The organism is Fischerella sp. JS2, assembly GCF_032393985.1.
GTDB lineage: Bacteria > Cyanobacteriota > Cyanobacteriia > Cyanobacteriales > Nostocaceae > Fischerella.
The window spans coordinates 1,643,118-1,655,682 of record NZ_CP135918.1 but is presented as its reverse complement, the minus strand read 5'-3'; the positions used below and the strand labels follow the sequence as shown (position 1 = coordinate 1,655,682).

Annotated in this window: 10 protein-coding genes; 7 read left to right on the top strand and 3 right to left on the bottom strand. The window is 40.0% G+C overall.

All coding sequences use genetic code 11. The features are described 5' to 3' along the window. Window positions 1-24 precede the first annotated feature (24 nt). Entirely contained in the window at window positions 25-732 is a 708-nt protein-coding gene (gene rpe, locus RS893_RS06910) for a ribulose-phosphate 3-epimerase (protein ID WP_315790474.1), read from the bottom strand. Window positions 733-907: 175 nt separating this feature from the next. Between rpe and RS893_RS06905 the strand changes: the two genes are divergently transcribed. Continuing rightward, the gene (locus RS893_RS06905; protein WP_315790473.1) at window positions 908-2,497 is read left to right on the top strand and encodes a S8 family serine peptidase; all 1,590 of its coding nucleotides are present in this window, start codon (window positions 908-910) and stop codon (window positions 2,495-2,497) included. A 684-nt stretch (window positions 2,498-3,181) separates the two neighbouring features. Continuing rightward, a complete protein-coding gene (locus RS893_RS06900) occupies window positions 3,182-4,495 on the top strand; it encodes a serpin family protein (protein WP_315790472.1) in 1,314 nt (437 codons plus the stop codon). Between the two features lie 40 nt (window positions 4,496-4,535). On the opposite strand, the gene RS893_RS06895 is transcribed toward RS893_RS06900, so the two are convergent. Further along, window positions 4,536-5,744, bottom strand: a complete 1,209-nt coding sequence (locus RS893_RS06895) for an AI-2E family transporter (protein WP_315791894.1) — start codon at window positions 5,742-5,744, stop codon at window positions 4,536-4,538. A 335-nt stretch (window positions 5,745-6,079) separates the two neighbouring features. Here RS893_RS06895 and RS893_RS06890 point away from each other — a divergent pair, with 335 nt between their 5' ends. Both RS893_RS06890 and RS893_RS06885 read left to right on the top strand, forming a co-directional pair. After that, the gene (locus tag RS893_RS06890) at window positions 6,080-6,454 is read left to right on the top strand and encodes a hypothetical protein (RefSeq protein WP_315791893.1); all 375 of its coding nucleotides are present in this window, start codon (window positions 6,080-6,082) and stop codon (window positions 6,452-6,454) included. A gap of 320 nt (window positions 6,455-6,774) precedes the next feature. After that, on the top strand, window positions 6,775-8,193 hold the full coding sequence (locus RS893_RS06885) for an LCP family protein (protein WP_315790471.1): 1,419 nt from the start codon (window positions 6,775-6,777) through the stop codon (window positions 8,191-8,193). A 156-nt stretch (window positions 8,194-8,349) separates the two neighbouring features. On the opposite strand, the gene RS893_RS06880 is transcribed toward RS893_RS06885, so the two are convergent. After that, complete coding sequence (locus RS893_RS06880; RefSeq protein ID WP_315790470.1) at window positions 8,350-9,273, bottom strand: alpha/beta fold hydrolase; 924 nt, start codon at window positions 9,271-9,273, stop codon at window positions 8,350-8,352. A gap of 638 nt (window positions 9,274-9,911) precedes the next feature. Here RS893_RS06880 and RS893_RS06875 point away from each other — a divergent pair. From RS893_RS06875 to frr, 3 genes are all read left to right on the top strand, one after another. Continuing rightward, window positions 9,912-10,466 (top strand): thioredoxin family protein, encoded by a 555-nt coding sequence (locus tag RS893_RS06875; RefSeq protein WP_315790469.1) that lies wholly within the window; start codon window positions 9,912-9,914, stop codon window positions 10,464-10,466. A gap of 168 nt (window positions 10,467-10,634) precedes the next feature. Beyond that, window positions 10,635-11,363 (top strand): UMP kinase, encoded by a 729-nt coding sequence (gene pyrH / locus RS893_RS06870; RefSeq protein ID WP_009458387.1) that lies wholly within the window; start codon window positions 10,635-10,637, stop codon window positions 11,361-11,363. Continuing rightward, window positions 11,350-11,898 (top strand): ribosome recycling factor, encoded by a 549-nt coding sequence (gene frr / locus RS893_RS06865; RefSeq protein WP_315790468.1) that lies wholly within the window; start codon window positions 11,350-11,352, stop codon window positions 11,896-11,898. The genes pyrH and frr overlap by 14 nt, the downstream gene beginning before the upstream one ends. Window positions 11,899-12,565: the final 667 nt, after the last annotated feature.

Genomic DNA, 12,565 nt, shown 5'->3' with positions numbered 1-12,565 from the left:
AGAATGAAAGTTAAACCATATAACTTAGACTTGTGCTAGTTCTGGTGTAGGACGCTTGCTGTTACGAACAGCTGTGATCGCCTCGCCATAATCTTTAGCATTAAATACAGCCGAACCAGCTACAATTGCATTAGCTCCGGCTTCCAAAACTTGCCAAGTATTATTGGCCTTCAGTCCGCCATCTACTTCAATCCAAGGGTCAAGACCACGTTCGTCACACATCTGACGCAGCTTGCGGATTTTGGGAACTACTGCTGGAATAAAGCTTTGACCGCCAAAACCAGGGTTGACACTCATAATCAATACTAAATCGCAAACTTCCAGCACATACTCTATTAAATCCAAAGGTGTAGATGGGTTAAGCACAACACCAGCTTGCTTGCCAAGTTCTTTAATTTGGCAGAGGGTACGGTGCAAATGTGGCGACGCATTATGTTCACAATGTACAGAGATAATGTCTGCCCCTGCTTTGGCAAAATCTGCAACATATTTTTCTGGTTCCACAATCATCAAGTGGACATCCAGTGGTTTTTTTGTAACTGGACGAATCGCCTCCACTACCAGAGGACCTATCGTAATATTAGGTACAAAGCGACCATCCATTACATCAACATGAATCCAATCTGCCCCCGCCTCATCTACGGCGCGTACTTCCTCTCCCAGGCGACTAAAATCGGCTGATAGGATAGATGGAGCAATTACAATCGGCTTGTTAGATAGCGTTTTGGTCATGGCTAGTGGATATTTAAGCGTCCTTTTCTGTAAACATTGTAACAAAACTTGAGCAAAGGCTCACTAGTTTGCTATGGGCTTTCTTGGGAATTAGGGTATGGGGTATAGGGGATCAGGTTAAGATTCAACAAACAACAACCAACAACCAACCACCAACAATTAACGACAAATGAGTATGGTAAAAAAAATTAGCTGGATAATTTGGGGCTTAAGTGTTTCCTGTTTGAGTGTGCCGGTGTTAGCTTTGGAAAACACCATTAGTACTAACGGCATTGATGCTCTTAAGTTACATAAGCTTCCGTATAATCTCATAGGTCGCAAGATTGCTATTGGTCAGGTGGAAATTGGACGTCCTGGTAAGTTTGGTGTGGACAAAGCGGTTTCTAAAAATCGCTCTGTAAATATAGCAGGTGTCTTTTTACGCAATAGCCCTGCTAAATCAAATACAGGTGTAGATCCTCACGCTTATAATGTTGCTGGTGTGATGATTAGTACAGATAAAGCCTTTCCAGGAGTAGCTCCAGGAGCGCGGCTGTATTCATCTGCTGTGGGTTCCACTAAAATGGGTCAGCCAGAAGAATGCTTGTCTGCACAGCACATCGCCTTACAGAACGGTGGTGATGTTCGCGCCATTAACTTTAGCTTTGGCGAACCTCTAAACCGCGATCCGCGACCGGATGCTGTTTTGGATGGTAACGCCTTACTAACCCAATGTATTGACTGGTCGACTCGCGCTCACAACGTTTTGTATGTAATCGCTGGCAATCAGGGTAAAGGAGGAATTCCTATCCCTACCGATAATTTTAATGGAGTTAACGTGGCTTTTTCCTCTCGTCGGGGAGGAATTTTTAATAAAGTAGATGTTTCTAATTTAGTAGCTACATCTGAGGCAATGACTCTGCGTCTATCTGGCAAGGAAATTAATCTTGGTCCACGTGGAACAATTAGTATAGTTGCTCCTGGTAGTAATATTCCTTCGCTTAATCCTGATGGCAAAATCAACAAAGTCACAGGCACAAGTTTTGCAGCACCTCACGTTACAGCTACAGTTGCTTTATTACAAGAATTTGGTGATAGACAATTACGCACAAAACAATCCAATTGGAGTGTTGCTTCTCGCCAACATGAAGTTATGAAAGCTGTCTTATTAAACTCAGCCGAAAAAATTCAAGACATCGGCGATGGTTTGCGGCTAGGAATGACCAGAACACTCATTAATAAACAAAATCAAGACTGGCTAGCTTCTGAGGCTTATAAAAATCCCAAACAACCTTTAGATCCTCAAATGGGAACAGGTCATTTAAATGCCTATCGAGCTTACGAACAATTTAGTGCGGGTCAATGGCAACCATCACAATCTGTACCTGCAATTGGTTGGAACTATAATACTATCAATGCTGGTTCGTCTGTGGAATATGTTTTAGCTAAACCATTACAGCAGAATAGTTTTATCTCCATAACCTTGGCTTGGGACAGGTTGGTAGAACTCAACGATAAAAATAATAATAATCAATTTGATACGGGGGAAGATTTTCGCGATCGCGGTTTAAATAACCTTGATATCTATCTAGTCAAAGCCGATGAAAAAAGTCCAAATACAGAGACTGTTTGCGCCTCCATTAGCGAAGTCGATAGTGTAGAACATATTTTTTGTCCTGTCCCTTCTACTGGTAAGTATAAAATTCGTGTCCAGTTTCAGAACCAACTCAATGAACCCACTCAACCTTATGCTTTAGCTTGGTGGACTCTGGGAAAAAGGGACTAGGGAACAGTAAGCAGTAACCCACGCTTGAAAACGTGGGAATGAAATAAGGACGATAAAATGTCAGAAGAAGTCGCTGTATTAATTTGGATTGGTAACTTTAGTTTCTAGGAAGAACTTAACCAATACTTTGCAGAAATTTACAGAAAAGACCCAGAAAATGATTTTGAGCCTATTTCTCAGTTTGCAACAGATACAGGAGAAAATTGGTACGATCTCGATTAGCTAGGAGGACATCATAGCAATGATGGGGAAATACCCATAAGTGAGTTGATTGCATCTCCTGCATAGTCTGAGTCCTTCTACAAACCTGCTTTGTGTGCAGCCTCTGCTTTGGGACTAGATTATGCCAATACTATAGTCTGTTATTACGTACGATAAACATAATACGGTAGACAATTATTATCCTCCACATGCTGCTGATGAGACTAATTTTGCTACTAGATGGAAGCATATGACTGGTCCACTAAAATTTATTGGAGTCTTTCGTTGTATGATCCCAGACATAGAGCTAGATTTTTAATGAGACCTTTTTTGCACTATTTTGCAGCAGAAGCTACAGTCCTGCCTCTATTCCCCTGCTCTACACTTCCTAATAAAATGGTTGCCAAAACTGTAACCACCAAATGGCTATGCAACCTGAAATGTCATAGTCAATAGATAGACTCTGCCTTTTGGTGTGATAACATGAAGCAGAAATTTGGTAGTTCTTGGGAAAAATTCCTACAAAGACGTTATGCCGTGCGTTTGGGAAGGCGCTACGCTCTGGCAGCTGCTAGTGTGGTTTTAATGGGTGTGATTGGATGTACCCAAGTTGATGGTAATACAAAAGTTTATGCCCAATCCGGTGTACCTCGCTCAGAATCTCTTGCTCAAAAATCTGTCTTGCCTGATACTAAACTTATTCTAGCTAACACCAAATTTGGCTTCAAACTTTTTGAAGAAATTCTTAAACAAGAGAGCAACAAAAATGTATTTATTTCACCTGCCAGTGTAGCGATCGCTTTAGATATGACCTACAACGGTGCTAACGGCAGTACTCAACAAGCAATGGTCAAAACACTGGAATTACAGGGATTAAGTTTACAGGAAATTAATTCCTCTAACGCAGCGTTAAAACAGATTTTAGAAAATCCAGATCCACAAATTCAATTGAGTATTGCTAACTCTCTTTGGGCTAATCAAGAATTTAAATTTAAACCTGATTTTATTAAGAAAAGTCAGGAATTCTACCAAGCAAATGTAACGAATTTAAACTTTCAAGATCCAAACTCCGTGAGCACGATTAATAACTGGGTAAACGAAAATACTCGTGGCAGAATTGACAAGATTATTGAATCAATAGAACCAGACCAAATATTATTCCTGCTGAATGCCATTTATTTTAAAGGCAAATGGACAAACGAATTTGATAAACAACAAACTGTCCAACAACCTTTTTATCTGACATCTGGTACTCAGAAACAACATCCAATGATGTCACAAAAAGGTAAATATAAATACTATGAAAACGAACAATTTCAAGCAGTGAGTTTACCCTATGGTAAAGATGCTAAGCTCAGTTTTTATGTCTTTTTGCCAAAACAGAATTCTCATCTGAAAACTTTTTATCAAAATCTCAATGCTGATAACTGGGAAAAATGGATGTCCCAGTTTAGTCAGCAAGAAGGTTTTATTCGCCTACCCCGCTTCAAAATGGATTATGACGTAACACTTAACACTGCTTTAAAAGCATTAGGTATGGGTGAGGCTTTTACTAACCAAGCTGATTTTTCTAACATGGGGTTAAACCTTGCAATTAGCGAAGTTAAGCATAAAACCTTTGTGGAAGTAAACGAAGAGGGAACAGAAGCTGCTGCAACTACTTCTGTAGGCGTTACCCAAGTATCTTTGCCTGTTAATAAACCATTCCAAATGATTGTTGATCGTCCGTTTTTCTGTGCAATTCGCGACAACCAAACTGGAAGCATTTTATTTATGGGTTCAATTTTAGACCCGTAATTTTACAACTAACAACCAACAACTAACAACTAGCCTTTGACTAAGCAGTCGGAGGAGATGCTTCTGGTGTCACAGGTGTGCCTACTTCTAGCGATCGCACATTTGCTGTTTCACCTATTTGTTTACGACATACTTCTTCCCCTTGATCAGAACTGGGAGTGGTGACATCCCCTGTCTCGCTGTAATTAGATGCAACATCAGGACGTAAAGCACTCAAAGCTGTCTTAATGACAACGGCAGTAGGCACTGCCAAAATGACGCCCAACAAACCACCTATTCTTGCCCCTGTTAAAACCGAAATTAACGCCCAAACTGGATTTAACCCAGTGAAGCTGCCTAGTATTCTTGGGCCGATCAAGTTTTCTAAAATTTGTTGTACTATAACTGCCGCAATCAACACTCTTGCTCCCATCCAAACATCTTGTAGCGATACCAACAAAGTAGTCAAGGCAATACCCACAGATCCACCATAGGGAACAAGAGCCATAATCCCAATACTTAAGCCAAATAGCAAACCAAATGGTACTTTCAGCCATAAAAAAGTTGGAATTAGGGCTGAAGCCATACAGGTAGATAAAATTAGCTGAGTAATAAAGAAATTTTGAAAGCTCAGACGTACAGTTTGAGAAAAAGCCTCACGAAATTTGCTGGGTAGCCAACTAACTAGACTTTGCCAAAGTTCATCCCCATGCTGCAACAGATAAAAAGTCAAAACCATTGTCAGCAAAAAGTCCAATAGACTGGTGAAGGTAACAACCGCTAGATTTAAAACTTGTCCAGCGATCGCCTGCAATTGTCCCTTGACACGATCATTGATTTGTACTAAGAGAGCATCAAGGTTGATGGGTAAGCCCATGCTTTCAGCTTTTTCATTCAAAATCATCAATTGGGAGCGTCCAGAGTCAATTAACTCCGGTAAACGTGCCACTAATTGCTGGGCTTGGGTTAGAGCTAGTGGGACGAGAGTCAAACCTAGTGCTAATAAAATCGACAAAGCCAGTAAAAACACTAAAATGGCTACTTGCTCTCGCCTAGCACCATGACGTTCCATCCAACTTACAGGATAATTGAGCAGAAACGCTAGTACGGAGGCTCCCACCAAGATAACAATCAGCGAGTGAAAGTAATGGAAAATGACTGAAAGTGCCCAGCCATTCAGCACCAAAAGCGGAGCAAATAAAGCGATCGCACCAAATCGTGCCAATGGTGTGAGTGCTTGCCACCAGTTTAAGAGCTTGCGTGTCTGCATCTGCCGATTGCGGGATAACACAAAATTATGATCCTTATTTAAAGCTTATTATCTCTAACTACATCAATATCATTCATCCCTCTAATTTAGGATTACAATCAACCAAAATGGATAATTTTGAATCAAAGTACACGGACGTGGGGGCAAAGGTACAAGGGGACAAGGGGGACAAGGGGGACAAGGGGGACGAAATAATCAATTCAAAATTCAAAATACCTGCGGAAGCCGCTACGCGTCTACAAAATTCAAAATTGGGAAGCCAGACAAGGGAGACACGGGGGACAAGGGAGAATGATTTAACAAGTCTCTTCCCAATTCCCAATTCCCAATGTCCAATACCCGATCTCCCTGCGTCTTCTTCCTCTGCATCTTCTTGTGCATACCTAGCTTGGTATCTTCTTCCCATTATCGGTTTTTTCCCATCCTTGTGGACTCTTTATCGCCGTCAAGGTAGCACAGAGCAACTTGCTACCAGCCGTATATCGATTACTTTGGCTATTTCCTGGTTGTTAGGTTATCTTTTTTTAGCAACTGGGGCGGCAAATTTAGATTTTTTGTCAGTGCGCCTACTTATCCTTAATAGTTTTCTCACCTCTGGTTACTTTTTGATCAGTTTTTGGTTAATAATTGTCACCATCCGAGGCAAATCGCAACGCATACCAGGTTTTAGCCGTATTGCTCAAGAAATCTTTGATAAGTACTTGTCATGAAACGAGGCGAAAAGGTGGTTTTCACTGATAACTAATAACTGATAACTGTTAAATATTTGTGCTTACTTTCTAAAAATTTATAATTTCTGCTCAAGCCATCTAGTCAAATGCCGCCTAATATTGCCATACTTCATAAATAAAACATCTAAACCATTTCAAATGAACCAAAAAATTCAGAAAAAGACAGTGGGAAGTGTTACGTGAGACACTTAATCTACAAGTTTGGCACTAATAATTAAGAGTTAGCTATTATAGTCTGATTGATCTGTTTTTCCCAAAGTGGATTCACCAAGTATTATTCAGTAAGTGTGAGGAAGTCTGTGACCATTCAAAGAGGTTCGGCGTCAGAAAACCATTCTAAGCCCCGCCCTAAATCCAGCCGCAGAAAGGTTAATCGTCCAAAATCGGGACGTTGGCTATGGTTTTTGATGGGTATGGGCGGTATCGCGATGGTATCAGCCACAGCTGGAGCATTTTTGGCAGTTTCTTTAAACAGTACACCTCTCATGCAAGCCAATCTGAGTGCGGATGAGGCAGCTGTTTTTGATGGTGATCGCATTTCTGGAGGTGGGCTGCGATTCTCAGAATTAACACGCCCCGTTAATATCCTAGTTATGGGGATGAGTGTACTACCACCAGATGTCCAAAATGCACCAGAAGAAACCAAAAATTTGGGATATCTACCCCAAATTAATTCCTTTGATGGTCTTTCTGATGTCATGCTCTTGATCAGGTTTGATCCAGAAAAGAAAAAATTGATCATGCTTTCCATTCCTAGAGATACTCGTGTAGAAATTGAAGGGCATGGCATTAAAAAAATTAATGCTGCGAATGTTCAAGGAGGGCCTGCTCTCACTGCTAAAACCGTTAGTAACCTTTTGGATGGAGTAGGAATTGATCGCTATGTTCGTATCAATATCTTGGGAGTTGCCAAGCTAATTGATGCTTTGGGAGGTGTAACTGTTTATGTCCCCCGAGATATGAAGTATCAAGATGATTCACAGCATCTGTACATCAATTTAAAGAAAGGAAAGCAGCATCTCAATGGCGATCAAACGCTGCAACTTTTGCGTTTTCGTCATGATGAAAATGGGGATATTGGCAGAATTCAGCGGCAACAAATGGTAATGCGAGCATTGATAGATCAAGCTCTCAACCCTGCAACAATGGCACAACTACCCAATATTCTCAACGTAGTTAAAGAACACATTGATACTAACTTGACAGTTGAAGAATTAGTAGCATTAGTGGGATTTGGAGCGAGAACAAATCGTTCTAACATGTTGCAGTTGATGCTACCTGGTCGTTTTAGCGAAAAAGGAGAGTATAGCGCTAGCTACTGGATACCAGATAGCGATCGCATTGCCACCACAATGGCACAGCATTTTGATATACAATCGTCTGATCAACAGCAAGCAGTAGATCCAACATATTTGCGAGTAGCTATTCAAGACAGTACTGGCAGCGATAATACTAATCTCAGACCACTAATTAGAAGCCTGCAAAAAGCTGGTTATCGCAATGTCTACATAGCTAAAAGCTGGGGTGAACCATTAGAAGTCACTCACATTGTTGCTCAACAAGGAGATGGTAACAGTGCCGAATCAATTCGTAACACTCTAGGATTTGGAGAAGTGCGAGTAGAAAGTACTGGTAATCTCTATTCTGATATCAGTATTCAAGTCGGTAAAGATTGGTTAGAACAAAAAGATTTGTTTGAACAGCCAGTTCAACCCTAATATCAATTTTGGATTTTGGATTTAAAGCTTTGTCCAAAAGGTGATTCCAAAAATCTCAAATCATACTAACTATCCCAAATTTGATACAAGAAGGCTGGAGGAATCAGGAAGAACAAGTATTTTATTTAAAAATTAAATTATCCGATTATCCATTACTTATTTTCCAAAGTCTGAATCCTGAATTCTTGTTCTTTCCCATATCCAGTCCTGTAAAATCGGATTTACCAACTCCGGGGCTTCATCCTGGGGACAATGTCCTACGCCTTCCAAAGGTATAAACTTTTGCACTTGTGGAAAGTTGGCTAATTCTCTACCTAACTCAATTGGTTCCCAACGGTCAGCTGTTCCCCACAAAATAATTGCTGGACAAGGCAGTTGAGGTAAAAGGTCTTCTGGTAGAGGCCCTTGGGAATAAGAAGTAAAAGCAAGAAACACCGCAGCTGCACCTGGATCACTTGCAGGAGAGATAAGAATATCCACCAGTTCTTCTGTCACCATTGCAGAATTTGCATAGGCTTGCAGTAGAACTTTACGTACAGTTTTTGGTTTAGCAATTTGATTGAAAAAAAATTCGCCAATTGGCTTAAAAGATAGGAGATGTTGCACAAGAGGCGCTCCTAAACGGCGATGCCAAGGTAAAGTCCCGCGTTTACGATCATGCAACAGCCGCAAGGAACAGTTTAATAATGCTACTCCTAAAGCAATTTCAGGGTTGCTGACAGCTGTTTGCATAACTACAATACAACCGATGGAATTTCCAACTAAAAAAGCAGGCTCTCCTACCACTTCACGGCAAAAATCAGCTACTTGTTGTCCCCAAGTTTCAAAGGTATAAGTAATATTCTCCCCTGGTTTGGGTTTAGCGGAAGCACCAAAGCCGATCAGATCAATTGCATAAACACGACAATTTTGTGCCAGTATCGGCATGTTTTTCCGCCAATGCCACCACGAAGCTCCAAAGCCATGCACAAAGACTACCGCCGGGCCAGTGCTTCCTTGAGATTGATAGCAAATAGAAAAGCCTTGCCAAATCCAGGTTTTTGTTGGAGTAAGTGCGATCGCTGAAGTGGAGGAAGTCATGAGTATTTTATTAATACAACTATGAAAATAAAAAAATTAGAAAAACGCAGATATATTTATGTTCATTTTTACAAAAATTTACGTAATTTTACAACTAAACTTTCCTCTGGTAATTTTGTTATTCTAGGTGATATTTCGCAATCAATGTGATTTATAATACTATTGTCTCTTTATTTAGAACTTTGTACATCTGTCTTGAAGATAGGGAAAGGTGAGTTCCCCAATTCCTGTTCCCTGTTTCCTATTTTTAAGACATTGTACAAGTTAATTAACTGTAATTTCAGTAGTTTCACAATTCACGTCAGTAAAATTGATTTATAAAATAGTCTAGATACAAAGCATTCCCCAGAAAGGTGTTGAAAGTAGAAAAATCAAGCTAAATCTGGCTATATTTTATTTTGAAAAATTTAGGATTGCAGAACTAAAATATCTAGTTGCAAAATTTTAAAAATTAGTTTTAGGCAGGGGCGATTGCCACTAGTAACAGATGAAAGAAACACAAGTTTTATCCTACACCCTTACACCCATATACCCCCACACCTCCTGTGTTGCTTGAAAGGATATTTATCCCTCTGCCTTCTGACTTCTGCTTTCAGCATAGCTGTCCTTGTGTTTTTAGTTCCTGCGAGTCAGAAAATATGAATAAATTAGAAACAATCAATACTCCTGTGGGAAGTTATGCACCAGATTTTGAACTACCAGGAATTGATGAGCAAGTACATCACCTAAGCCGTTATTTAAAGAAATTTCATGCAGTTGGTGTCATTTCGATGTCTAACTATTGTCCCTATGTAAAATTGTATATAGATAGGCTCAAAAAAATTCAGCTAGAGTTTTACAAACAAGGTTTCACACTCATTGGTTTGAATGGTAATGATACCATTCAACTGCCAACAGAAGGTTTTGAAAATATGAAGGTTTTCGCGAAACTCAATGAGTTGAACTTCCCTTATTTATGGGACTCTACCCAAGATGTAACTCGTAGCTTTGGTATTAACAAAACACCAATGGCTTTCTTAATAGACACAGAAGGTATAGTGCGCTACAAAGGAATGATTGATGATCATCCCCATAACCCATCAGCAGTGAAGGGAAATTATCTAACCAAGGCGATCGCCTCACTCATGAAAGGTCAAGAAATTTATCCCCAAGAAACTGAATCCACAGGTACTTATTTGGTATGGCGTAATTGAAGAAGGAAAGGTAAGGGGAAAAGGGAAAAGGATAAATTTTTTCTCTTTAACCTTTAGCTGAGGAACATACTTTAATTTTAGGATGGTGAATTACTAGAGACAGATAGTCACACTACTGTTATCTTAAATTGGAGGTAATTAGCATATTTTTTGATAAAGCGTAACTTCATGGGAACAAATTACCGACGGGTTTTACTTAAACTAAGCGGTGAAGCCTTAATGGGCAACATGGGCTACGGAATTGACCCAGAAGTGGTCAAAGAGATAGCCCAAGAGGTAGCAGAGGTAGTAGCCACTGGTGTTCAAATCGCCATCGTCGTTGGCGGGGGTAATATATTTCGTGGTGTCAAAGCGGCATCGGCGGGGATGGACAGGGCAACCGCTGACTACATAGGTATGATTGCCACGGTAATGAATGCCATGACGCTGCAAGACTCGCTGGAACGAATAGGGGTACAGACGCGAGTACAAACCGCGATCGCTATGCAGGAACTTGCTGAACCATATATCCGTCGTCGGGCCATCCGTCACCTAGAAAAAGGGCGGGTGGTCATTTTTGGTGCAGGTTCTGGCAATCCCTTTTTTACAACTGATACCACCGCAGCTTTAAGAGCTGCCGAAATAGAAGCCGAAGTCATCTTTAAAGCCACTAAGGTAGACGGAGTGTACGACGCCGATCCGCATATTTATCCTGATGCCAAACGTTACAAAAGTCTTACATTTGGACACGTTTTGGCAAAAGATTTGCGGGTAATGGACAGTACCGCGATAGCCTTATGTAAAGAAAATAATATCCCAATTCTTGTTTTTGACTTAGGCGTACGGGGTAACATCCACCGCGCAATCATGGGAGAATCTATCGGCACCCTTGTGGGAGGTTCTTGTGAAATTAGCTGAAGCTGAGAGTACGATGCAAAAAACTGTTGAGGCGACTCAACGAGCTTTTAACACGATTCGCACTGGTCGCGCCAATGCCAGTTTGTTAGACAAAGTGAGTGTGGATTATTACGGTGCATCTACACCTTTGAAGTCACTTGCTAACATCAGCACACCAGATGCTACGACGATCTTGATTCAGCCTTACGATCGCAGTTCCCTAAATTTGATCGAAAAGGCTATTTCGATGTCAGATGTGGGTTTAACCCCCAATAATGACGGTTCTGTCATTCGACTGAATATTCCACCACTGACAAGCGATCGCCGTAAAGAATTGGTAAAAATCGCTGCTAAATATGCCGAAGAAGGGCGTGTTGGCATTCGTAACATCCGCCGGGATGCCCTAGAGACCATTCGCAAAATGGAAAAAAACTCTGAGATATCCGAAGATGAAGCACGCGATCAGCAAGACAAATTACAAAAACTGACGGATAAATACACTGCCAGAATCAATGAACTATTGGCAGAAAAAGAAAAAGACATCACAACTGTCTAATCAAAGTACAAGGTAAAAGGGAAAAGGTAAGAATTCAGGACAGTAAATTTTTACTTTTTCCTTTTTACCTTACTTATAAAAAAGGCAGAGGGCAGAGGGCAGAGGGCAGAAGGTCATATTTATTAGTAACAAAGTATATTTTTATCAAAAAGTTTCACTAAAACTTTATAATTTATCTTAAATATTTGGCAGAAAATTCGTAATCAGTGAAACTAATGAATTGTAACTTTGTAAAGGAAACCTAATTTTGGTTTGTTTCTCATGATTCAAAATCAATAGTCATGAAGCTAATATTATTAGCTTTATCTAATGTTAAATCCTGACCATTATATCTATCATAGTGAACATAGCTGTTGCATAAAGTTACTCTTCCTCAAATTGATGGAAGCTTGAGTCAAGCTACTACATCTATAAGCCTAAAATATTGTTAATCCCAGAAAACAGGGAAATGTAATCATAAAGTAGTCCTAGAAAATGCCATAAAATCTTTATATAAAAATAAAGGAAGATTTAATTTTGAACAATAACTCAATTATTGAATTAAAAGTATGAATATTTATCAATGAGTATAGCTAGGAAAACATAAATTTTCAGGTGTAAAAAGCCCAAAGAAGCTCTAAATTTTTGCCAATAAATCCAAAATTTGGTTAATTTTGGTTACATCGTC